Genomic DNA, 23,349 nt, shown 5'->3' on the forward strand with positions numbered 1-23,349 from the left:
CTCTACCCGCCCGAGAGCCGCATCGCGATCGTGCTCGACAACTTCTCCCCGCACCTGACCACAAAGAAGGACACCCGGGTCGGCGACTGGGCAGCCGCCAACAACGTCGAGTTCGCCTACACGCCGACCAACAGCTCCTGGCTCAACCGCATCGAAGCCCAGTTCACAGCCCTGCGCTACTTCGCTCTCGACGGCACCGATCATGCCAGCCACAAGGAGCAGGGCAGCATGATCCGCCGCTACATCATCTGGCGGAACAAGCACGCTGCCGACGAACGCCTACGCGAGATCGTGGACAGGGCAAACGTTGCTTGATGCGGCACTAGGGCCCGCCCGGCCCGGGCCGGGCGGTGTCCCGGCTGGCGAGAAAGGCCTTCAAGCCGCGCCGCAGCGCGGTGCGTTCGGCCGGCCGCATCGCCGCGAGGGCCGCCGCCAAGGCCTGTTCGCGGCGGGCCGCGACATCGTCCAGTACGTGCCGCCCGTGGCTGGTGAGGCTCAGCCGGACCTCCCGCCGCTTGCTCGGATGCAGGGCGCGCTCCAGCAGTCCGGCCGCCTCCAGCCGGTCGCACAGCCGGCTGGCGGTCGGCATGCCTATGTCCAGGCGCTGCGCCAGAGCGGTCAGGTTCACGCCCGGCGCCGCCTCGAGGGCCCGCAGCGCGCGCAACTGGTGCAGGGACAAGCGCAGGGCCGCCTCCTGAGCGGCGAGCGACCACAGGGTCGTCAGGCTCTCCACGGCATCAAAGAGCTCCAGGGCGATGGCCTCCGGGCCGTCGCCCGGTCCCCTCGCCCGCTCCTCGCCGGGCCCGCCGGGATGGGTCACGACATCACTTTCCCTCAGCTCCGCGCCGTCTCGGGTGTCACCTCATCCCATCGCCCTACCCGACGAGCCGCGGAGCAAGCCGCCGGGCGAGGGAAGCCGGCCCGAAGACGGCCGGCACGGAGGCGGCCGGCACGGCCGGGGCGCCTAGCCACCCCAGAAGCCCCAGGACGCCGTGCCGTGCACGGCCGTCAGCACGGCGAGGACCACGAGGTCCGCGATGCCCAGGCCGAGACCGAGCAGGGCCCGGAACCGGCGCGGGGTGTCGCGGCGCAGCGCGATCACGGCCAGCACGATCGCGATCGGGCCGAGGACGAGGTTGAGGACGAGCAGACCGACGAGCCCGAGCACGAAGGAGGCCACGGCCATGCCCTCGGTGTCCCGGCGGCCCGTCCGGCGCGAGGGAGGTGCGGTCAGCCGCATCGCCTACACCCCCCTGGTTCCGCGCCGGCGCCGTTCCCGCGCCGCGAAGACCAGCAGCCAGACGGCGATCAGCGTGCCCAGGACGACCGTCACGGGCCAGGGGAGGTACGCGGCGGCCCCCACGACGATGCCCAGCAGGAGCAGGGCGGCGACCAGGAAGAGCACGGGTCACCTCCCTTCGGCCGGGGCGGCGGAAAGGGGCTGACGTATCCTCAACCATTTCCTCAACGCGTTCATGACATCGCGGGTTACCCCCGATCGGCCGTGTCACTCAGGTGTGCCCGGGCGTCGTCCAGAATCCGACGGGCGGTCTCCAGCGCCGCGGCACGGTCCTCGGGGACGAGGCCGATACGGGTGCGCCGGTCGAGCAGGTCCGCCGTGTCGAGCGCGCCCTCGTGGCGTGCGGCCCACAGCAGTTCGGCGCCGGTGACGGGGTGACCGGGTACGACGGGTTCGCCCAGCCGGCGGTCCGCGATGGCCAGGGCGTGCACCGCCACGGCCTCGGTGCCGTAGAGCCGGACCAGGCGCCGGGGCGCGGGCAGCGCGCTCAGCCGCGACGGCGCCGCGGCACCGACGAGGGGGAGGGCGGAGGTGGTGGAGGGGCCGGCCGGCAGCCGGCGCGCCGAGACGGCGGCGTCGACGGCGTCCTCGGCCATGCGCCGGTACGTGGTGAGCTTGCCGCCGACCACCGTGACGACGCCCTCCGAGGAGGTCAGCACCGCGTGCCGCCGGGAGATGTCGGCGGTCCTGGCCGCCCCGCCCGGCCGCTGAGGCGCGGTGTCCAGCAGGGGGCGCAGCCCGGCGAAGGCGCCCACGACGTCGTCGCGGTGGACCGGGGCGTCCAGGACGGAGCCGAGTACGTCGAGCAGGAAGCCGATGTCGGTCTCCGGCACCTGAGGGACGTCGGGGACGGGACCCTCGACGGGTTCGTCGGTGAGTCCGACGTACACCCGGCCGTCGCCCTGCGGCAGGACGAGCACGAAGCGGTTGGTCTCGCCGGGGATCGGGATGTGCAGTCCCGCCGGCAGCGGGCCGAGCCGCTCGGCGCGCAGCACCAGGTGGGTGCCCCGGGAGGGCCGGATCCGGATGCCGTCGACCAGGCCGCCCGCCCACACGCCGGAGGCGTTGATCACCGCGCGGGCCCTGATCTCGCCCTCCTCGCCGGTGAGTTCGTCACGGACGCGGGCACCCGACCCGGTCAGTTCCAGTGCCCTGACCCGGGTCAGGACGCGGGCGCCGTGGGCGGCCGCGGTGCGGGCGAGCGCGGTCACCAGGCGGGCGTCGTCGGTGAGCCGGCCGTCCCAGGACAGCAGGCCGCCGCGCAGGCCGTCGGTGCGCAGCGCCGGGGCCAGGTGACGGGTCTCCACCGCGGACAGCCGGCGGGGCGCGGGCAGGGTGGCGCGGGCCGTGCGGGCCATCAGGCGCAGGGTGTCGCCGGCCCGGAATCCGGCCTGGGCGAGGGCGGCCTGGCCGCGCGAGACCAGGGGGGTGAGCGGCAGGACGAACGGCTGGGCCCGGACCAGGTGCGGCGCGGTGCGCTGCATCAGCACGCCTCGTTCCACCGCGCTCTCGTGGGCCACGTCGAGCTGTGCGGACGCCAGGTAGCGCAGGCCGCCGTGGATGAGCTTCGAGCTCCAGCGCGAGGTGCCGAAAGCGAGGTCGTGGGCGTCGACGGCGACGACCGACAGCCCGCGGGCCGCGGCGTCCAGGGCGGCTCCGGCGCCGGTGGCACCGAGGCCGACCACCAGGACGTCCACCGCCGGGCCGCCGACGGTCCCGGCCAGCTCACGCCGCCGGCGCCCGGCGGACAGGGACGAGCTGCTGGTGGGGCTCATGGCGTGAGGGTCCTCTCCAGGATGGTCCGCAGTTCCGCGAGGAAGGCGGCGGAGGTCAGGTCCGGGTCGTCCTCGTCGGTCATGGTCCGCAGCGACAGGGTGAAGGACTGGACGACCAACAGCAGGGCGCGAGCCTGCCGTTGCGGGTGGCAGGCCCGCACCGAACCGTCGGCGTGCCCGTCGTGCAGGGCGCCGGTCAGCAGCTCCAGCAGGGCGTCCTGGCTGGCGCCGCGGCGGTCCAGCACGTACGGCAGGAGAAGTTCCGGATCGACGTCGATGATCTTGCGGAAGAGCGGGTGGGCGCGGAAGGCCGCCACTCCGTCCACCAGCCCGTCGACGACCAGTTCGCGCGCGGTCCGGTCCGGAGCGCGTTCCGGCATGGACCGTGTGGCCACGCCGACCCACTCGCGCGTCATCAGGTCCCCGACGAGGGAGCGGACATCGGGCCAGCGCCGGTACAGGGTCATGCGCGAGACACCCGCCCGGCGTGCCACGTCGGTCAGGGTCGTGCGACGGACACCGACGGCCAGTACGCAGTCGCGCACCGCGTCGAGCACCGGGTCGCCGGCCTGGTCGTCGTCGTGGGCGTCGTCCTGGGCGTTGTGACGAATAGGCGTCATGTGTCACAGTGTAACGCCCCGGAAGCGAGCGATGAGGACGAACCGTCATGGACATGCTGTGGAGTGGCTGGGGCGACCCGGCCGAGGCGGCACCGCTGCCCGAGACGGTGACCGGGCTGCTGCGCGATCTGCTGGGCGTCAAGCCACGCCCGGCCGAACCGCTGCGGCTGGAGGACATCGCCGTACCCGCCACACCGCTCGACCCCGCCGCTCTGCGGGCGCTGGCCGAAGCAGTGGGCGGCGACGAGCACGTCCGTACGGACGCGGGAACCCGCATCCGGCACACCCGGGGCAAGTCCACCCCCGACCTGCTGCGGATCCGCGCCGGGGACGTGAGCGACGTACCCGCGGCCGTCGTTCTCCCGGCGACCCACGACGACGTGCTCGCCGCCCTGCGCGCGTGTGCCGAACACGGCCTCGCCGCCGTCCCGTTCGGTGGCGGCACCTCCGTCGTCAGCGGCCTCGCCCCCGCACGGCGGGAACCGTTCGTCGCCCTGGACCTGCGCCGCATGAACCGGCTGCTCGCCGTCGACCCCGTCTCCCGCACCGCCACCCTGCAGCCCGGCCTGCGCGCACCACAGGCCGAGGCGCTCCTGGCCGAACACGGCTTCACGCTGGGGCACTTCCCGCAGTCCTACGAGTGGGCCACCATCGGCGGGTTCGCCGCCGCCCGCTCCAGCGGACAGGCCTCCGCCGGATACGGGCGCTTCGACGAGATGGTGCTCGCCCTCACCCTGGCCACCCCCGAAGGCACCCTCGAGACCGGCCGTGCTCCCCGCTCCGCCGCCGGACCCGACCTTCGTCAGCTGGTACTCGGCTCCGAGGGCGCGTTCGGCGTCATCACCTCCGTCACCGTCCGCGTCCGCCCCGTGCCGGCCGTCCGCCGGTACGAGGGCTGGCGCTTCGCCTCCTTCGAGGAGGGCTCCACCGCGCTCCGGCGGCTCGCCCAGGACGGCCCGCGCCCCACGGTGCTGCGCCTGTCCGACGAGACCGAGACCCTGATCGGCCTCGCCCAGCCCGACGCGATCGGCGCCGAGGGGGCACCGCCGAACGCCGGCTGTCTGGCCGTCGTCGGGTACGAGGGCACCGAGGAGGACACCGCCCACCGCCGGGAGCGGGCCGCCGCCGTCCTGCGCGAGTGCGGTGGCACGTACGCCGGTACGGAGCCCGGCACGCGCTGGGCGCACGGCCGCTACTCGGCGCCGTACCTGCGGGACTCCCTGCTCGACGCGGGAGCCTTCGCGGAAACGCTGGAGACCGCCGCCTTCTGGTCGCGCGTCCCCGAGCTGTACGCGGCCGTCCGCACCGCACTGACCACCGCGCTCACCGACGCCGGCACCCCGCCCCTGGTCATGTGCCACATCTCGCACGTCTACGAGAACGGCGCCTCGCTGTACTTCACCGTCGTCTCCGCCCAGGGCGACGACCCGGTCGCCCACTGGGCCCCCGCCAAACGGGCGGCGGGCGAGGCGATCCTCGCCGCGGGCGGCACGATCAGCCACCACCACGGCGTGGGCACCGACCACCGGGACTGGTACGTCCGCGAGGCCGGCCCGCTGGGCGTCGACGCCCTCCGGGCCGTCAAACAGCGCCTGGACCCCGGCCGCATCCTCAACCCCGGCGTCCTGCTGCCCACGGACTGACCCGCGGGCCACCCCACCGGCCCCGCCCCACCCGCCCACCGCACGACCCGCCCCGGAGGCGTACCCCATGCGACAGTTCACCGCCGTCGTCAACCCCACCGCGGGCTCAGCGGGCGCGGCGGCCGCCCTGCTCCGGGTGGCCCGCGTGCTCCGGGAGGCCGGGGCGGAACTGGAGACGGAGTACAGCCGCAGCCTGGCGCACGCCCAGGACATCGCCCGCCGCGCGGGGGAGCGGGGACGGGTGGTCCTGGCGGTCGGCGGCGACGGCATCGCCGGCGGCATCGGCGGCGCCCTGAGCGGCACCGACTCCGTGCTCGGCCTGGTCCCGGCCGGGCGGGGCAACGACTTCGCCAGAGCGCTGGGCCTGCCCGCCGACCCCGACGCCCTCGCCCGGCTCCTGCTCGAAAGGGAGCCACGCGCGGTGGACACCATCGAGGTACGGTCGGCCGTCCACGCCGGCACCGCCGTGCTGGGCAGCGTGTACGCGGGGGTCGACGCCCTGGCCAACCGCCACGCCAACCACGCCCGCCTGCTGCGCGGCGCCGCCTCCTACTACGCGGGCGGCCTGCGGGCCGTGACCACCTGGCGCCCGGTGAACTACCGGGTCACCGTCGACGGCCGGCCCCACGCACACCGCGGTTACACCGTCGTCGCCGCCAACTCCCCCTACTACGGCTCCGGACGCATGATCGCCCCCGCCGCCCGCGTGGACGACGGCCTGCTGGAGGTCGTGATGATCCGTGAGGCGCCACGCCGGCTGTTCTTCACCCTGATGAACGAACTGGCCTCCGGCGCCCACGTCGAACGGCCCGAGGTACACATCCTGCGCGGCCGCGAGATCCGCATCGAAGCCGACCGCGAGGTGCCCTACGGCGCCGACGGAGAGGTCGAGGCGGTCCTGCCCGTCACGGCGAAGGTCCTGCCCGGCGCGCTGAAGATGCTGTACTGACGGGCCGGGTGCCCTCGTGGTACGGGGGCACCCGGCCCGCCCGCGGTCAGAAGGCGCCGGCGTTGAGGGCCTTCTGGAGCTGGGACGTGGTGGTGTCGTCCCAGGTGTCGTGCGGCGGCAGCCCGAGGTGCTTGTTGAGGGCGGTCGCCGTGTCGGGTCCGGTGACCCCGTCGGCCGTGGCACCGACGTAGCTCTGGAGGGCCTTGACCGTCAGCGGGCCGAACGCGCCGTCGACGTCGAGTCCGGCGGCGGCCTTGCCGTTGAGGACCCGCTGGAGGGCCGCGCAGGTGGCCGGCCCGAACTGGCCGTCCACGACGAGCGGCGCGGCCGCGGCGACGAGCGCCCTGGGCTTGATGACGCCCGGCTTCCCGGCGAGGGCGGCCTTCATCACCGCGGCGGTGTGCGGCCCGTACTCGCCGTCGACGGTCAGCTTGTGCTTCGCCTGGAAGACCCGCACCGCCTTGTCGGTGGCGTCGCCGAACTGACCGTCGACGGTCAGACCGGCCTTCTGCACGGTGTTGAGGTTCTTCTGGAGGGTCTTGACCGCCTTGCCGGTGGAACCCTTGCGCAGGATGCCGTCGTGGGAGGGCATCGGGGCGGCGCCCTCGTAGGCCGGCCGGCCGTAGCCCACCACGCAGGCGGAGTTGCGCAGACGGCGGCGGAACGCGTCGGAGGTGTTGCCCTCCAGGGTGGTGATGGTGCCGCCCGAGTGCACTGCCTCCACCAGGCCGACGTGGTCGATGCCACCGATGGACCGGCCGCCGGACCAGTCGAAGAAGACGACGTCGCCGGCCCGGATGCCGCCGATCCCGTAGTGCCAGCGCCCGTGGCTCTGGAAGGCACGGGCGTGGGCGGTGGTGAGGGCGAACTTGCCCATCACGGCCTTGAGGTTGTCGGAGTGGGCGGCCTCGTAGCTGATGGACATGTCGCACCACGCGCCGGAGAAGCCGTACCAGGTGGTGACGATGTTGTGGTTCGAGCCGGGCGGGTGCTCGGTGGTGCCCAGCAGCTTGCGTGCGGCGGCGATCATGCCGTTGGCGGTTCCCATGTCACAGCTCCCAGTCTTCGTCGAGGGCGTCGACGTCGGAGGTCACTTCGTGGTTCGGGTCCTGGCTGACGCCGGCCTGGTCCGGGTCGACGTCGAACACCCCGGCACCAGCGGCCGGGTACGGCGGGGTCTGCTCGCTCTCGCTCATGAGCGCGTCTCCTGAAATCGGTTGATTGCGGATGGTGGGCGGCCGCGCCGCCCTGGTGCGCCCTCCCGGACGCCGTACGTCCGGGAGGGCGGCCCCAGAGGCGGTGCGACCGCCGCCGTGCACCACCGAGTTCAGCGGCCCGGGAATTGAATGGGCAGCCGTCTCCGCCACCCTGATCAATGGCGGTCCCGCAGGTCACGGGCGCGACAGCCGACAGGTCAGCGAGCCGCGGTGTCCGTGGAGGGGGCGAGGAGCGCCCCGGCCCGCTCTCGCAAGGCGTTGTCCTGGCCGATGACGTGGTCCTCGACTCCGGAGCGGACGATCCGGGCGTCGCCGTCGGCGAGGACGGCGAGCCGGCGGAGGTGGTCGCCGGTCAACGCGTCGGGTCCGAGGGCTTCCAGCGCGTCGCAGGCACCCGCCGGATCGGCGTCCACTTCGGCGGACCGCAAGGCGGCCGCGGCGAGGGCGGTGCGGTCCAGTGAGCCGGGTTCCGCCACGGCTGTGAGGGCCAGCACCGCGGCCGGCGCCTGCGCCGGATCGTCGAGTGCGGCTTCCAGGCGGGCGGTGAGCGGCTGTGCCGCGGGGCCGAGGAGGGCCGTCGTCCGGGCGGCCCGCGCCACCGACCACCGGGACCAAGGGTTTTGTCCGGCGCGGGTGAAGACCGAGTCCAGAACGGCGACCGCCTCGTCCGCTTCCCCCGTGACGCGCCACAGAGCCTCGGCGAGTTCAGTGTCCTTGTCCAGAGCGGGCGTGGTGTCGTTGTCGGGGCTGAGCGCCGCACGCAGGGCCGGTGCCAGCACCGCTCCCCGGGTACCGAGCGCACCGGCCGTCCTGACGGCCTCCCTGAACTCACCGGCACCACGCCGGAGTTCCTGTTCGAGGCAGCGCAGAAGGGGCGCGGTCTCGCCGACGAGGTCGTACAGGGCCTTCGCCGCGGGGAGGACGCCCTGCTCGGCTCGCGCCCGCAACGAGATGACGGCCCGGGCGCGGTCCGCCGGGGCGCAGTCGGCGGCGACAGAGGTGATGGCCCGGGCGGCCTGGCCGGGGAAGCGCGGGAGCGCCGCGCACAGCTCGGGCAACGCCGGCGCCGCCTCGGCGCCCCACCCCGCGAGCAGGTGCGTCAGCTGCCACGGCTCGTTGCCGCTCACATCCTCGGGCCGGGCGAGGCGGTCCCGGACCGCGTCGAGCAGTTCGCCGTCGAACGGGAAGGCGGAGTCCTTCGGGCGCCGGAACCCGGCGGCCGCGTCGAGGGCCCGCGGGCGCCGCTCGATGCCGGCGGCCAGGAGCGGTGCCGCCTGTGCCGGCGCGACGAGCACGAGCGCGGCCAGGGCCCGGTCCGCATGGTCGTCGTCCTGGTCCAGGTTCCGTCCGGCAAGCGGGGCGAGCGCGTCCGCGGCCGGTGCGGCGACACTGCCCAGCCGGCCAAGGAGGGACGACATGGCGACCACCGCCTCCTCGTCGACGGCCGCCGCTCGCAGGTTCCACACCAGTCGCCGCGGGGCGCTGCGGGAGAGCATGCAGGCGCGATCAGCAGCCCAGAGGCCTTCGGCCCGCACCTCGGCCCGTTCGTCGTGCAGGGCCGCGTCGACCAGTGCGAACGCCATCTTGCGTGCCATGCGTCGGCCTCGGCCGAGGAGGGCCTCGACAACGTAGGCCAGCGGCTCGCCGCGTTCGAGGTCGAGATCGGAGCGCAGCGGGTCGGCGGGCAGCAGGGACAGCATCGTCGTGTGCATGGCCTCGGTCCATGGAACATCCGCGTCGAGGCAGGCGAAGACGGCGGCCATGCGCACCTCGGCCGGATGGGACGGTTCCAGGGTGGCGGCGGCCAACGCCGCGCCGTCCTGGGGATCGAGCCGGGCGATGCCTGCCAGGACCTCGGCGCGTGCGGCGGGTTCGGGTTCCTGGTCCCAGCGCGTGCGCAGGGCTGGGAGCGCGATCCCGGTCGCGCGGGTGTGGGACACCGTCCAGGCCGCGGTCCGGCGGACCTCCGGCTCCGGGGAGGCCAGCAGGGGCAGGAGCGACGGGAGCTGGTCCGCCACGGCCTGTCGGACCGCGCCCGGTGCCACGCCGTACTCGTCCTCGCTCTCGGCCATGCCGCCGAGCAGTGCCAGGACGTCCGCCGTACGGTGGCCGGCTGCCGCGATCCCGGCCAGGAACGGCACCGCCTCCGCGCTGGCGGCATACACGGTCCCCTGGTGCAGAACGCTCCCGTAGAGTTCCGACAACGCCTCGTCCGCCGCATCCGCGTCAGCGGCCATCAGAGCACGCAGCAACTCGGGAACGTCTTCCGCGCTGCCGTACGCGTGGGAGAGGGAGGACCAGGGGCGGGCATCCAGGCCGTCGAGCGGGTGTACGAGATCCATGCGGAGCATCGTGCCAGCGCCCTCTGACACGACCGACCAGCGCCGCGTCAGGCGTCGTTCGCCCGGTCGAGGAACCAAGCCAGCACAGCCACGGCTACGGGTACCGCGAGGAGGTAGCCGACGAGGATCCCGGCGTCCGGGCCGGCCGGCGACGGAAGGGCCCAGTTCGTCGCGGCGGCCAGCACCACTGTCGTCATGGCCAGCGCCAGCAGGGCGGCGACAACGGCGAGGCGACGCGGCGGCCCCGCCCGGTACCACTCGACCGCGGGACCGAACGCGAGCATGGTCGTCACGAAGGCGGCGAGACCGGGGTCGGGCAGCCACCCGAACGGCCACGCCAACAGGGTCGTGATCCCGGAGAAAGCGAGGCCGACGAGTTCCAGCAGGACGGTCGACACCACCAGGTCCCACGGACGGCCCCGGACCGGGCCGTTCCCGCTGTCCTTCTCATCGGCCACATCGGCAGAGTAGCCAGTGACCCCGCACGGCGGAACGAGGTCGACCAACTCGGCGGACACATCTGAATCGGAGGCCTCAAGGCTGCCGGCCCGCCGGGCGGGCCACGATCGGAACGGTTCCTCTTCCCGGGCGGTGCCAAGGACTTCGTCGCCTTCATCGCGGCGCGGACCGGGACATCCGATATGACGGGCGTCTTCGGCTTCGAGCAGGAGGATCCGCGGATCGCCGGGTCCGTCGAGGTCGCCCTGAAGTGGAGCCGCACCTTCACGGGCGGCATCCAGAGCTTCGCGAACAGCTCGCCCACCCCCGACGGGGGGTCGCACGTGGTGGGCTTCCGAGAGGGAGTGGCGGCAGCGGTCAACGCCTTCGCACGAGAGCGGCGACTGCTCAAGAAGACCGACACCGATCTCACACCCGACCGGCTCTGGGCAATGCCGAAGTGCGCGAATCCGTCGCGACGGCCGTCCGGGACCAGCTGACCAGGTGGTTGGCGGAGGTCCCACGGCCGGACTCAGCCTTCGCCGGCGCCGACGCTGCTGCCGCCGTGACAAAGGCGCTCTCGACTGCTGCGTTCTTGTGAGCATCGGCCGAGCGCGCCGCCCGCGCGGTCCTACCGTCCGGCTATGGATACGAGTCGCAGCAGGACGAGTCGCAGCAGAGGAAGAACCGTGAAGGCGCTGCCCCGCGCCGCGCTGGCGGTGCTGCTGACCACCGGGGCGCTCACCGCGGTGGCCCCCGGCGCGCGGGCGGCGAGTGCGCGGACCGAGACGCCGGTGGCGTCGACGAGCCCGGTGACCGGGGTGACCGAGTCGGTGGTGCGGGTGCAGGTGCCGTTGCCGGCCTCCTTCGGGGCCCGGCCGGCGGCGTGCGACTGGCTGTCGTACCTGCGCTACCGCTCCTTGGACGGACCGGCGGCGTCGGCCGACGCCGACCGGATCCTGGTCGCCCAGCCGGGCATCCTGGAGGGCGCGGGGGCGTTCGACAGCGTCGCCCGGGACACCGTGGCGCGCGCCGCCGAGCAGGGCGAGCACATCGAGTTCTGGGCCCTGGACCGGCGCTCCAACTGCCTGGAGGACCACACCGGCATCGCCTCCGGCGACCAGCACACGGCCGTCGACTACTACTACCGGGGCAAGCAGGTCGACGGCCGCACCTTCGCCGGGTTCGCGGGCAACGACCAGATGGGCTGGATGGCGAAGCTCGGCATCGAGCAGACCGTCCGCGACCAGTACGACCTGCTCACCGCCGAGTTGCCGGACCAGGGCCCGCGCAAGCGGAAGGTGCTGTGCGGCGGGCACTCCCTCGGCGGTGTGATCACCGGGTACTTCGCGGCCGCCGACTTCGACGGCGACGACGCCACCACGGCCGACGCCGGATACAACCAGTGCGCCGGCTACTTCGCCCTCGACACCACCGTCTCCACCTCCCTCGCCGACCTCAGCGGCAGCATCCCCGACGACACGAATCTGCCTGACATCGGCCTCGGTCACGGCGTCGTACAGGCCGGCCTGGACAGCGGGGTGTTCCCGCGCGCGCTGTCCGCGCCGGTCCTGCTCAACCCCGAGACCATGACCCTGCTGGCCATCGCCGGCGTGGGTGCCGTACAGGACCCCGACGGCGAGGCCGACCTGCCGGCCTACCTGCCCGCGAACGTCAACATCGAGGCGACCAACCGCTTCCTGTTCTCCAAGGACGCCGCCACCTTCCTCACCGGCTCACCCGCGGTGAAGGACTTCCGGCTCACCAACGACGCCGTGCTCGGGGCGCTGATGGACGACAACTCCGTGCCCCTGGCGTTCCTCCAGAGCAGCGTGGGCCTCTTCGACGGCGGGCCGATCGCCGACAAGAACTTCCCCGTCGCCAACGGCGGTTCGCGGCAGCCCGCGCTGTTCGGGGTCGAGTACAAGGCCATCCCGGACCAGCCCCACGGACCGCTGTACACATGGCGGAATCACGACCGTGTCGGCGACCCGGACGACCCCGGGTACCGGTCGGCCGACGGCACGCCCTTCACCGACGCCGGCAAGGAGGTCACCGACATCCGGGAGCTGGCCCGCAGCCTGGCCGAGCAGCCGCTGGACTTCACCGAGCAGTACTTCCCGACCAAGCTCGTCACCGATCTCGAACTCGCCACCTCCCCGCAGGTGAAGCGGCTCGTCGCACACCCGGAGGGCCTCGAGGCCAACCCGACGCTCACGGTGCTCGCGGGCGACGGACTGCTGGCGGGCCGCATCCCGGCCGGCCTGCACCCCGTGGTCGCCGACGGCTACCAGCACCTCGACGTGCTGACCGCGGCGCCGGCGCAGAACGACGGGCGGCCCGAGCCGGTCTCCACCAACCTCGCACGGTTCGCGCGGACACCGAAGTAGCTGTTCCGTACGGCGAAGGGGCCCGGGAGGATCTCCTCCCGGGCCCCTGGTGTGCCCGCGGACGCGGATCAGACCTTGCCCGCGGCGAACGCGGCCGCCGCGTCGGCGTCGGCGCCGTAGCCGAGGTGCGCGAGCACGTCACCGCCGCCGTTCTCGCAGATCGGGTCGCCCTTGGCGCAGAAGTCGATGGTGCGGCTCTGGTAGGTGCCGGTGACGCTCTTGCCGAGGGCGCGGATCGGGTTGCCGAACAGCAGCACGGCGGCGACCCTCGGCGCGAGCGCGGCGGGGATGGTGGCCACGATGGGGCTGCCGACCACCGCGCCGTCGCTGCTGATGCCGATCGAGTTGTCCACGACATTCGCGCCCTGCGAATAGCCGACGAGGATGAAACGCTGATTCGGACAGGCCGCGGCCTGTCCGGTGACGTGGTTCACCACGTCCGCGTTGCCCTGCGCGGCCGAGGTGAGCGAAAGGTCGGCGGGGTAATTCACCTTGTAGCTGGACAGGTTTTTTCCCGTCAGCTTCTTCTGGAGCGCGGAATACACCGGGTCGCCGACGATCGCGCCGAGAGTACCGGGCTCGAAGGTGCCACGGGCGACGACGACGTCGATGTCCGAGCAGGTGGCGGCCGAGGCGGCGGGAGCCGAGAGGGTGGTCAGTCCGGCCCCGCCGAGCAGCGAGAGCGCGGCGAGGCACAAGCGGATACGCATGGGGATCCTTTGCGGGTGGGGCGCGTCGATGCGCCTGCGGAAAAGGACGTCCCGAAGGTATTCGCGTTCAGTGGAGGGCTGTTATGGACGGGAATTCAGAGATTCCACGTTTTTTGTTGCCGACGTGAGTGCAGAGGGTTCCCGCAACTCCCCGGTGCGCAGCGCCAGAATGAGGTCGAGCCGGGTACCGGGGTCGTGCAGGGCGTCACCGAACAGCTTCTCCAGCTGCCGCAGGCGGTAACGCACCGTCTGGGGGTGGACGTGCAGCCGTGCGGCGACGTCGGGCACGTTGCTGCCGCTGAGCAGCCAGGCGAGCAGCGTCTCGGCGAGCCGGCCGCGCTGACCCTCGGAGACCGTGTCGAGGGGGGCGAGGACACGCGCCTCCAGCTGGGCCAACAGCGGTTCGTCGCTGTGCAGCAGCAGGGTCGACAGATGGTCGGCGCAGCGCACCACGCCCTGGCGGGGCAGGATCCCGCGCCCCATCAGCCCCAGCGCCCGGGCGGCCCAGTGCAGCGACTGCGCGGCCTCGGTGAGCGGGACCGTCGGACCGATCGCGGCCGGGCGGCCGCGCAGCGCGAGGGCGAACGCCCGCCCGCCGAAGCGGCCCGAGCCGTCCGGGTCGGCCATCAGCATCCGCGGTGGCCGGGATCCCATGTCCACCAGTGCTCCCGCCGCCGCCAGCGGCCGGTCCTCCTCGCGCTGCTCCGGGGTGGCCGCGAGGGCGACGACGGCGACGTGCCGCGGCACCGGCCACCGTGCGGCGTGCGCCAGGTCCTCGACGGCCTCCGGCGACACCGGCCCGTCGCCCAGCAGCAGGTCCAGCAGCCGTCTGCGGCGCCGCTCCAGCTCGTCCGTACTGCGCAGGCGGGCCTCGGCGAACCCGGCCGCCGCGGCCTCCGCGACCTCGTGCACGGTCCGGAACGCGAGCTCGCCCAGCGCGGCCACCACCGCGGAGTCCAGCCCCAGCTCCTCCGCCGTACGGCCCATCAGCCGCCAGGCGTGCAGCCCCCCGACGCGCAGCGCCGACTGCAACGCGTCCAGGCTGCGGCCCTCCAGGGCCTCGCCGCGCCCGAGTTCGTAGTACGTCGCCGCGATCGCGTCCCCCCGGCCGCGCGGGTCGGCGATGTGGTCGACGAAGAGGGTCAGCGCCAACTCCACCCCGGCCCGCAGGTTCCTGCGGTAGTTACCGTCGGCCGGCCGCGCGTACTCGGGAACCTGACCGCGGACCTCCTCCTCCACCTCGTCGGCGACCGTGTCGAGCTGGGCGCGCAGCAGCTCGGCCAGGCCGGGCGGCAACGGTGGGGCCACCGGACCGGCCGGCACTCCGCGCGGGGCGGGGACCGCCATCGCGGACACTCCTTTCACCCGGAACCGGCTCACCCTCGGGCCGTTGCCCGTGGGGCGAGGGAGATGTCCCGTGTTGGACGGACGCCCCCTGCGCTCCGTTCCGTGCCCCGACGGCACCGACATCACTCCGGCACTCCCAGTGCACGGGCGAGCATCGGCCATGACGCGGTGAACTCCCGTTTCCAGTACGTCCAGCTGTGTGCCCCTCCGGTGTAGTAGTGGGTGGTGACCGGGATGCCCAGCAGGGTGAGCGTGTCGGTGAAGGCGTGGGCGGACAGCCACAGGGCGCTCTCCAGCGCCTCGGGCAGCAACTCGTCGGTGCCGCCGGCCAGTCCGCTGCCGCTGGACACGTACAGCGGGGTGCCGCGCAGTCCCGAGGCGCGGGCGCGCGGGTTGAAGCCCTGCCAGGTGAGCAGGTTCAGGATCGGGTTCCCCCACAGTGTGAGGGGCAGCAGGTTCTCGCGGGCCACGATGGCGTCCACGATGGGGGGCACTCCGGGCGCGGTGGTGTCCAGGATCCCGCTGTAGGAGGCCGCCGCGGTGAACGCGCCCGGGTGGCGGGCCGCGTGGGCCATGGCTCCGTAGCCCCCGGTGGAGACCCCGGCGACGGCCCGGGCGCCGGAGGCCCGGTAGTCCCGGGCGAGCAGCGCCGGAACCTCGGTGAGCTGGAAGGTCTCGTAGTCGGGTCCGCTGAGCCAGTCGGTGGGGATGCCGGTGGGGCCCCCGTCGGGCATCGCCACGATCAGGTCGCGGCCCTCGGTGAAGGCCTCGATGTCCGTCTCCCGGGTCCAGGAGGTGTAGTCGTCGTGGGCGCCGTGCAGCAGGTAGAGCACGGGGTAGGTCCGCCCGGTCCGTGTGACGAAGTCCGTCGGCAGGATCAGCCGCAGCGGCGCGCTACGGCCCAGCGCGGTGGAGGACACGGTCAGGTCGAAGGTGCGCGGCCCGACCTGGGTCGCGGCCTCGGCCCGCGCGGTGCCTGTGGCGCCGAACAGGACGGCCAGCGAGCCGGCGGCCGCGGCCTTGGCGACGGCGCGTCGGGACACTCCGGTGGTGGGGTGGGGCAGCATGGCGGCTCCTCGTTCCGGTTCAGCGGCTCTGCGCGGCGAGTTCGCGCCGCAGATGGGCGGCGAGCTCGTCGACGTGTGGGGGGTCGAGCAGCGACAGGTGGTGGCCCGTGACCGGGACGACGGTCAGGCGCGGGCACACCTCGTCCCAGCCGAGCGCCTCGTCGTCCCGCTCGTACGCCGGGTCGCGCACGGTGTGCGGAGCGGGCTCGGTGGCCCGGTACAGCACCACCCGCCCGTCGTGGCGGCCCGGGCGGTGGGCCTCGCCGGTCCTCAGGTCCAGGTAGGAGGCGCGCTGGTGCTCCAGCGCGGCGGCAGGCACGTCGGCGGCCCCGCGGAGGGCGCGCAGCACGGTGTCGATGCGCTCGCCGTCGTCGTCCATCGCGACGAGCTCGTCGTACGGCAGCTCCAGCCGGACCCCGTAGGTGTCGGCGACGTGCCGGGCGAAGCCCGTGAAGTGGGCGCGGATCCGGTCGGCCGGGGTGCGGTCCGGCTGGGGGAGGGGCCGTACGGAGTCGATCAGCACCACCAGCTCCACCTCCCGCCCGGCGGCGGTGAGCAGGCGCGCGGTCTCCTGCGCGACGAAGCCGCCGAAGGACCAACCGCCCAGCAGGCAGGGGCCGTCCGGGTGGGCGGCGGCGACCGCCTCGGCGTAGTGCCGGGCCTTCTCCGCCACCGTCCGGGCCTCCTCGACCCGGTCCAGCCCGTACACAGGCCGGTCGTCCCCGAGCCGGTCGGCGAGCGCGCGGTAGACGTCGGTGGTGCCGCCGGCGGCGTGGACGAGGAAGAGCGGCGAGCCGGAACCGGTGGCGCGCAGGGGGCGGAGCGGGCCCGTGGGGAGGGCCTGGTGGCAAGCCTGCTGGATGCGGGCGGCCGCCTCCTCGACCGTCGTGGCGCCGAGCAGGTCGCGCAGGGGGAGTTCGACCCGGAACTCGCGTGTCACGGCCGCGCGGACACGGACCGCCATGAGTGAGTCCAGCCCGAGGTCGGCGAGCGCGGTGGCGGGGGTGACACGGGCCGGCGGATGGCCGGTGACGGCGGCGATGTGGTGGCACAGGCGCGCGAGGACGCAGGTGCCGTCCGCCCCGGTGGTGTCCTGCGCGAGCGCCGTGGCCGGGGCGGGGGTGACCGGGTCGGGGGTGGCCGGGGCGGTCGTACGGCCGTCCGTCCACCAGTGCCGGACATGACGCCAGCGCGGCGCGGGCAGGTCGACGACCCGGCCGGCCGGCAGCGGCAGGCGGGCCCCCGCCGCGTACAGGGCGCCCAGCTGGGTCAGGAAGTCGGTCGCGCCGTCCGCGTCGCGGCGCAGTGTGCCGACGGCGAGGGCGCCGGGCGCGGTGTCCGTGACGGGGCGGGTCAGCACCGGATGGGGGGAGATCTCGACGAACGCGGTGTGCCCGTCGGCCGCCGCTGCCGCCACGGCCCGGTCCAGGCGCACGGGCCGCCGCAGGTTCGCGGCCCAGTGGGCGGCGTCGAACACGCAGGTGCCGCGCGGGTCGTCGAGGACGGTGGAGTAGACGGGGACCCGCGGTGCCGTGCCCCGGACGTCGGCCAGCGCCTGCGTCAACTCGGGCAGCAGCTCGTCGACCTGGGGGGAGTGTCCGGCGCCGATGACCCGCATGGACCGGGCCGCCCGGCCCTCCCGTTCCAGCCGCCGCACCAGCCGGGCCACCGCGCTCTCCTCGCCGGTGACGACCTTCTGGCCGGGCGAGGAGTGGACGGCGACGTGCACACCGGGGAAGTCCCTTTCCAGGGTGTCCAGTTCGCCGTCGTCGAGGTCGACCACGGCCATCGCGCCGCCGCGCAGCCCGCTGAGCAGCCTGGCCCGCACGGCGACGACCCGGGCCGCGTCCGACACGTCGAGGGCGCCCGCGCACACCGCGGCGGCCACCTCGCCCATGGAGTGGCCGATGACGGCGGCGGGTTCGACACCGTAGGACCGCCACAGCTCGGCGAGCGCCACCTGGACGCCGAACAGGACCGGCTGGGCCACCTCCAGCCGGTCGAGGGCGCCTTTGGACGCCAGTTGGTCGTAGAGGGACAGACCGCACTCCGCGGCGAGTTGCGCGTCGAGCTTCTCCACGGCGGCGGCGAAGGCGGGCTCCTCGGCCAGCAGCCGCCGCCCCATGCCGGGCCACTGGCTGCCGTACCCGGAGAACACCCACACCGGCCCGCGCCCGACGAGATCGCGGTCGCCGGTCACGACGCGGGCGTGAGGACGGCCGCCCGCCAACGCGACCAGCCCCTCCGCGAGTTCCTCCCGGTCACGGGCGACGACGGCGGCCCGCACCGGTCCGCGCCCGGTACGCCCCGCGAGCGTGCGCGCCACGTCGGCGGGGTGCGCGGCGCCTGCCTCGGGGGTGAGGAGCCAGTCGGCGAGCCGGGCCGCGGTGTCCCGGACACGTTCCGCGTCGAGGTCGCAGAGCGGGTGCAGCCGGGCGGCCGGCTCCTCGGCCGGCGCCGGTGCCAGGGTGCCGGGCCGCCATTCCTCCAGTACCGCGTGGGCGTTGGTGCCGCCGAAGCCGAACCCCGACACCCCGGCGGTGGCGGTGCCCCCGTAACGGGGCCAGGGCTCCGGCTCGGTCACCACCCGCAGCCGGGCGTCGAAGCGGGAGCCGCCCTCGGCGCAGTGCAGGGACGGCGGTACGAGGTCGTGGTGCAGCGCCAGCACCGTCTTCACCAGCCCGGCGACGCCCGCGGCGGACTCCAGGTGGCCGAGGTTGCCCTTGGCCGAGCCGAGCAGCAGCGGCTGGTCCGGGTCGCGGCCCGCCCCGAGCACGGCGGCGAGCGCGCCCGCCTCGATGGGGTCGCCGAGCGGGGTGCCGGTGCCGTGCGCCTCGACGAGGTCGACGTGCGCGGGGACGAGACCGGCCCGCGCGTACACGGTTCTCAGCAGGGCCTGCTGGGCGGCCGGACTGGGCGCCAGGAGGCCGTTGGAGCGGCCGTCGGAGTTGACGGCGGTGGCACGGACGACGGCCAGGACGCGGTCGCCGTCCCGTTCGGCGTCGGACAGCCGCTTGAGGAGGACGACCGCGCAGCCCTCGCCGCGCCCGATGCCGTCGGCCGCCGCCGAGAACGGCTTGCACCGGCCGTCCGGCGCCAGGGCCCCCGCACGCCGGAACGCGACGGTGACCGCGGGGGAGAGCAGCACGTTGACCCCGGCGGCGATCGCCATGTCGCTCTCGCCCGTCCGCAGGCTCACGCACGCCTGGTGCACGGCGACCAGCGACGACGAACAGGCGGTGTCGACCGCCATGCTCGGCCCGTGCGTGTCGAGGACGTACGACAGCCGGCCCGCGGTGACCCCGAGCGCCGCCCCGGCCGGGGCCCACGGGTCGACGCCGGCCGGGTCGGCGGCGGTCAGCCGGCCGTACTCCGGGGCGCAGACGCCGACGAACACGCCGGTGGCGGTGCCGGCGAGGGAGGCGGCCGGGACAGCGGCGTGGTCGAGGGCCTCGTGGACGACCTCCAGGAGGATCCGCTGCTGCGGGTCCATCACGGCCGCCTCGCGCGGGGTGATGCGGAAGAAGTCCGCGTCGAACCCGGCGATGTCGTCCAGGTATCCGCCGTGGCGGGGCGCGTCGACGGGCGGGAACGGGGTGAAGTCGCGCCACCGGTCCTCGGGGACCCGCCGGATCGCGTCGACGCCCTCGCTCAGCAGCCGCCAGTAGTCGCCCGGGCCGTGCACACCCCCGGGCAGCCGGCAGCCGACCCCGATGACCGCGACCGGCTCACCGGGGGCCGCCGGGGCGGCCGGCACCTCGGGCGCCGCCGGTGCGGCCTCCCGCACCGGACCTGCCGGGCCGCACAGGTGTGCCACCAGCGCGTCCCCGGTCGGCGCCTCCCACAGCAGGGTGGACGGCAGTTCACGGCCCGTCAGCCGGGACAGCTCCCCGGCCAGCACCACCGCGTCCCGCGAGGCCATGCCGAGGTCCGCCAGCGGCCGGTCCATGGGGACGTCCTCGACGGCGGTGCCGTTCCAGGCGGCCACCCGCCGCGCGACCAGCCGGCGCAGCGCCCTCTCGTCGACGGCGTTCACCGCGCGCCCTCCGCCGCGTAGGCGCCCTCCAGGTACCGCGCCCGGGCCAGCGCCCGCGACACCTTCCCGCTGGACGTCCGGGGAACGGCGCCCGGCGCGACGAGGACGACGTCGGCGAGCCGCAGCCCGTGCCGGGCGGAGACGGCCGCGCGCACGGCCCGCACCAGCTCCGGTACGTCGATCCCGGCGAGGCTCACGGTCCGCACGTGCTCGGCCACCACGACCACCCGCTCCCCGTCCCCGCCCGGTACGCCGAACGCGGCGAGCCGGTCGCGCCGCACGGCGGGATGCGCCTCCTGGGCAGTGGCCTCCAGGTCCTGCGGGTAGTGGTTGCGGCCGTCGACGACGATCAGGTCCTTCAGCCGGCCGGTGACGATCAACTGCCCGTCCAGGAACGTCCCGAGGTCACCGGTGCGCAGCCAGCCGCCCGCACCGGCCGCCTCGCCGGCGAGGGCCGCGCCGAAGACCCGCCGGGTCTGTTCCTCCTGGCGGAAGTAACCGCGTCCGACGTTCGGCCCCCGCACCCAGATCTCCCCGACCTCCCCCTCCGGAAGGGCGGCCCGGGACACGGGATCGGCGATGCGGACCCGCTGGCCCGCCGGTGTGCCGCAGCCGGCCAGCAGGACGGCCGTGGCGTCGTCGGGACGCGCGGGCAGCGCCTTTCCGGCGGCGAGGGCGTCGCGGTCCAGCGCGAACCGGCTGATCGGCTCCCCGGGCCGGGCGGCGCTGACGAAGACCGTCGCCTCGGCGAGCCCGTACGACGGACAGTGCGCGCGAGGCGCCAGCCCCTGCGCGGCGAAGGCCTCGTGGAACCGGTCGGCGGTGGCCGGACGGACCGGCTCGCTGCCGTTGATCAGCGCGGTGACGCCGTCCAGCCGCAGGCCGGCCTTCTGCGCGTCGGTGACGGCCGAGGCGCAGTAGTCGTAGGCGAAGTTGGGCGCGGCACTCACCGCGTTCGGATGCGCCCCGAGCAGCCGCAGCCAGCGCACCGGCTCGTGCAGGAACGCGACCGGGTCCATGAGCACCGACAGCAGACCCCGCACCACCGGGGCGGCGACGCTCAGCACCAGCCCCATGTCGTGGTAGAGCGGCAGCCAGCCCACGCAGGTGATCGCACGGTCGTCGGCGCCGTAGGCGGTCAGCGCCTGACGGGCGTTGGCGACGACGTTGGCGTGGCCGATCTCCACGCCGGCCGGGGTGCGCGTCGAGCCGGAGGTGTACTGGAGATAGGCGATCCCCGTGTCGTCGGGCGTGCCGGGCCGCCACTGGTCGGCGGCGGTGTCGGGCACCTCGTCCGCGACGACGATCCGCACCGGCGTGTCCGCGCAGAACTCCCGTACCTCCTCCAGGGTCCGGCTCGTCGTCACCACGGCCGCCGGACGCGCGTCGGCGAGGACCGCCGACAGCCGGTCGCCGTGCCCGGGCAGCCCGGGCGGATACAGCGGTACGGCGACCAGTTGGGCGGCGAGCGCCGCGAGGAAGGCGGTCACGTACTCCGTACCCTGCGGGCACAGCAGCGCCACCCGCGCCCCGGGCCGGGCCTCCTCGGCGAGCCGGGCGGCCAGCGCCCGCACCCTGAGGTCCAGGCGCCGCCAGGTCAGGGTGCGGTGGACACCCCGCGAGTTCGGGCCGGGATGGTCGGCGAAGGTGAACGCCCGGCGGTCCGGGACGGTCTCGGCCCAGTGCCGCACGTACTCCGGCAGGGTCCGGAACGCGGGCGCGAGCGGGGGGCGGCGGCTGTCCATCGGGCGGCTCCTCACGTCACGGGGACGGGCTTGTGGGGCGGGGCGGTCAGAGCGGTCACGGCGGTCAGAGCGGTCAGAGCGGGATGTTGCCGTGCCGGCGCTCCGGCATCGGGGCACGCTTGCCGCGCAGCGCCCGCAGCGCACGGCACACCTGGTCGCGGGTCTCGCGCGGGGCGATGACGGCGTCCACGTATCCGCGCTCGGCGGCGAGGTACGGCGTCCCGTGGGTGCTCTCGTACGCGGCGACGAGGCGGGCGCGCAGCGCCTCGGGGTCCTCGGCGGCGGCGAGTTCCCGCCGGTGCAGGAGGCCCACCGCGCCCTCGGCGCCCATCACGGCGATCCGGGCGGTGGGCCAGGCGAGGTTGATGTCGGCGCCCAGGTGCTTGGAACCCATCACCGCGTAACCGCCGCCGTACGCCTTGCGGACCACGACGGTGACCTTCGGTACGGTCGCCTCGGCGTAGGCGTACAGCAGCTTGGCGCCGCGCCGGATGATCCCGCCCTGCTCCTGGCGCACACCGGACAGATAGCCGGGGACGTCCGCGAAGGTCAGCAGCGGGATGCCGAAGGCGTCGCAGAACCGTACGAAGCGGGCCGCCTTCTCGGAGGCGTCGATGTCGAGGACGCCGGCGGCGTGCAGCGGCTGGTTGGCGACGACGCCGACCGAACCGCCCTCGACGCGGGCCAGCGCGCAGACGATGTTCGGCGCGAACAGCTCCTGGACCTCCAGCAGTTCGCCGTCGTCGACGACCGCGCGCAGGATCTCCCGCATGTCGTAGGCCCGCCCGAGCCGGTCCGGGACGATTCCGTCGAGCCGCCCGTCGTCGGGTGCCGCGCCCGGGGCGTACCGCGGTGGCGCGTCGCAGTTGTTGGCGGGCAGGTACGACAGCAGGTCGCGCACGGTGTCGAGGGCGTCCTCCTCGTCGGCGGCGAGGAAGTGCGCGTTGCCGTTGACGGTGTTGCTGGTGCGGGCGCCGCCCAGGTCCTCGGCGCTGGTGCGTTCGCCCGTGACCGTCTCGATGACGTCCGGCCCGGTGACGAACATGTGCGAGGCGCCGTCCACCATCACGGTGAAGTCGGTGATGGCGGGCGAGTACGCGGCCCCGCCGGCGCACGGCCCGAGGAGGACAGAGATCTGCGGGATCACTCCGGACGCCCGCACGTTGCGGCGCACCAGCTCGGCGTACAGGGCGAGCGAGGCGACGCCCTCCTGGACGCGGGCGCCGCCTCCGTCGTTGAGCCCGACGACCGGACAGCCGGTCTTCAGCGCCAGCTCCATCACGGCGACGGTCTTCTCCCCGAAGGCCTCGCCCATGCTGCCGCCGAAGACGGCGGAGTCCTGGGCGAAGACGCACACCGGGCGCCCGTCCACCGTGCCGTGCCCGGTGACCACCCCGTCGCCGTACGAGCGGCGGGCTCCGTCCCCGGTGGGCCGGGCCCGGACGAACAGGCCGGTCTCGGTGAAGGAACCGGCGTCGAGCAGCAGGTCGATCCGTTCCCGGGCGGTGAACTCCCCCCGTCTTCGCGGCCCGCCCGCGGCCACCGCCCGCGTTCGGCGGTGTTCCAGCTCGGTGATGCGGTCGGCGGTGCGGTCGGACACGTGGGGCTCCGTCTCCCGCGTGTCCCGCGCCTCGGATGTCGTCGCCTCGGTCGTCACAGCCACCTCCGAAGTGGCTTTCGAATATGGCAGCGACTTCGGAATCGGCCGAGAGGAACGCCTTTCTGTGTGCCGGATGTGAGTCCCGAGGGGGCTGGGTTCGTCCTGGCGTG

20 protein-coding genes are annotated in these 23,349 nt (G+C 74.3%); 5 read left to right on the plus strand and 15 right to left on the minus strand.

What is annotated here, in order from left to right:
• A partial coding sequence (locus tag ACFY01_RS28415; protein ID WP_390738585.1) for a transposase occupies positions 1-315 on the plus strand: 315 nt, incomplete at its 5' end.
• A gap of 7 nt (positions 316-322) precedes the next feature.
• On the opposite strand, the gene ACFY01_RS28420 is transcribed toward ACFY01_RS28415, so the two are convergent.
• The 5 genes from ACFY01_RS28420 to ACFY01_RS28440 form a co-directional block, all read right to left on the minus strand.
• Entirely contained in the window at positions 323-820 is a 498-nt protein-coding gene (locus tag ACFY01_RS28420; protein ID WP_390738586.1) for a MarR family winged helix-turn-helix transcriptional regulator, read from the minus strand.
• A gap of 144 nt (positions 821-964) precedes the next feature.
• On the minus strand, positions 965-1,240 hold the full coding sequence (locus ACFY01_RS28425) for a DUF4190 domain-containing protein (protein WP_390738587.1): 276 nt from the start codon (positions 1,238-1,240) through the stop codon (positions 965-967).
• 3 nt (positions 1,241-1,243) lie between these two features.
• Positions 1,244-1,405 (minus strand): hypothetical protein, encoded by a 162-nt coding sequence (locus ACFY01_RS28430; protein WP_390738588.1) that lies wholly within the window; start codon positions 1,403-1,405, stop codon positions 1,244-1,246.
• An 83-nt stretch (positions 1,406-1,488) separates the two neighbouring features.
• Positions 1,489-3,075: a glycerol-3-phosphate dehydrogenase/oxidase gene (locus ACFY01_RS28435; RefSeq protein ID WP_390738589.1), complete on the minus strand. Its 1,587-nt coding sequence runs from the start codon at positions 3,073-3,075 to the stop codon at positions 1,489-1,491.
• Positions 3,072-3,695 carry a TetR/AcrR family transcriptional regulator gene (locus ACFY01_RS28440; RefSeq protein ID WP_390738590.1) on the minus strand — a complete coding sequence of 208 codons (624 nt, stop codon included), beginning with the start codon at positions 3,693-3,695 and terminating at the stop codon, positions 3,072-3,074. Before ACFY01_RS28440 ends, ACFY01_RS28435 begins: the two co-directional genes overlap by 4 nt.
• 47 nt (positions 3,696-3,742) lie before the next feature.
• Between ACFY01_RS28440 and ACFY01_RS28445 the strand changes: the two genes are divergently transcribed.
• Positions 3,743-5,338, plus strand: coding sequence for an FAD-binding oxidoreductase (locus tag ACFY01_RS28445; protein ID WP_390738591.1), 1,596 nt, complete (start codon positions 3,743-3,745; stop codon positions 5,336-5,338).
• Positions 5,339-5,405: 67 nt separating this feature from the next.
• Positions 5,406-6,287, plus strand: coding sequence for a YegS/Rv2252/BmrU family lipid kinase (locus ACFY01_RS28450; RefSeq protein WP_390738592.1), 882 nt, complete (start codon positions 5,406-5,408; stop codon positions 6,285-6,287).
• 46 nt (positions 6,288-6,333) lie between these two features.
• On the opposite strand, the gene ACFY01_RS28455 is transcribed toward ACFY01_RS28450, so the two are convergent.
• From ACFY01_RS28455 to ACFY01_RS28470, 4 genes are all read right to left on the minus strand, one after another.
• Positions 6,334-7,335, minus strand: a complete 1,002-nt coding sequence (locus tag ACFY01_RS28455) for a peptidoglycan-binding protein (protein WP_390738593.1) — start codon at positions 7,333-7,335, stop codon at positions 6,334-6,336.
• Position 7,336: 1 nt separating this feature from the next.
• Positions 7,337-7,483 (minus strand): hypothetical protein, encoded by a 147-nt coding sequence (locus tag ACFY01_RS28460; RefSeq protein ID WP_390738594.1) that lies wholly within the window; start codon positions 7,481-7,483, stop codon positions 7,337-7,339.
• A 218-nt stretch (positions 7,484-7,701) separates the two neighbouring features.
• Positions 7,702-9,846 (minus strand): hypothetical protein, encoded by a 2,145-nt coding sequence (locus tag ACFY01_RS28465; protein ID WP_390738595.1) that lies wholly within the window; start codon positions 9,844-9,846, stop codon positions 7,702-7,704.
• A 47-nt stretch (positions 9,847-9,893) separates the two neighbouring features.
• Positions 9,894-10,304, minus strand: a complete 411-nt coding sequence (locus ACFY01_RS28470; protein WP_390738596.1) for a hypothetical protein — start codon at positions 10,302-10,304, stop codon at positions 9,894-9,896.
• A 66-nt stretch (positions 10,305-10,370) separates the two neighbouring features.
• Between ACFY01_RS28470 and ACFY01_RS28475 the strand changes: the two genes are divergently transcribed.
• Positions 10,371-10,784: a hypothetical protein gene (locus ACFY01_RS28475; protein WP_390738901.1), complete on the plus strand. Its 414-nt coding sequence runs from the start codon at positions 10,371-10,373 to the stop codon at positions 10,782-10,784.
• Between the two features lie 219 nt (positions 10,785-11,003).
• A complete protein-coding gene (locus ACFY01_RS28480) occupies positions 11,004-12,674 on the plus strand; it encodes a hypothetical protein (protein WP_390738902.1) in 1,671 nt (556 codons plus the stop codon).
• Between the two features lie 68 nt (positions 12,675-12,742).
• Here ACFY01_RS28480 and ACFY01_RS28485 read toward each other — a convergent pair whose 3' ends face one another.
• From ACFY01_RS28485 to ACFY01_RS28510, 6 genes are all read right to left on the minus strand, one after another.
• The gene (locus ACFY01_RS28485; protein WP_390738597.1) at positions 12,743-13,384 is read right to left on the minus strand and encodes a cutinase family protein; all 642 of its coding nucleotides are present in this window, start codon (positions 13,382-13,384) and stop codon (positions 12,743-12,745) included.
• An 81-nt stretch (positions 13,385-13,465) separates the two neighbouring features.
• Positions 13,466-14,731, minus strand: coding sequence for a PucR family transcriptional regulator (locus tag ACFY01_RS28490; RefSeq protein ID WP_390738598.1), 1,266 nt, complete (start codon positions 14,729-14,731; stop codon positions 13,466-13,468).
• Positions 14,732-14,853: 122 nt separating this feature from the next.
• A complete protein-coding gene (locus ACFY01_RS28495; protein ID WP_390738599.1) occupies positions 14,854-15,798 on the minus strand; it encodes an alpha/beta hydrolase in 945 nt (314 codons plus the stop codon).
• A gap of 19 nt (positions 15,799-15,817) precedes the next feature.
• Entirely contained in the window at positions 15,818-19,834 is a 4,017-nt protein-coding gene (locus ACFY01_RS28500; RefSeq protein WP_390738600.1) for an acyltransferase domain-containing protein, read from the minus strand.
• Complete coding sequence (locus tag ACFY01_RS28505) at positions 19,831-21,579, minus strand: fatty acyl-AMP ligase (protein ID WP_390738601.1); 1,749 nt, start codon at positions 21,577-21,579, stop codon at positions 19,831-19,833. The genes ACFY01_RS28500 and ACFY01_RS28505 overlap by 4 nt, the downstream gene beginning before the upstream one ends.
• A 73-nt stretch (positions 21,580-21,652) precedes the next feature.
• Positions 21,653-23,179, minus strand: coding sequence for an acyl-CoA carboxylase subunit beta (locus ACFY01_RS28510; protein WP_390738602.1), 1,527 nt, complete (start codon positions 23,177-23,179; stop codon positions 21,653-21,655).
• Positions 23,180-23,349: the final 170 nt, after the last annotated feature.

Origin of the sequence: Streptomyces sp. NPDC001480 (assembly GCF_042894725.1) — a bacterium.
In the GTDB taxonomy this organism is placed as follows: Bacteria; Actinomycetota; Actinomycetes; order Streptomycetales; family Streptomycetaceae; genus Streptomyces.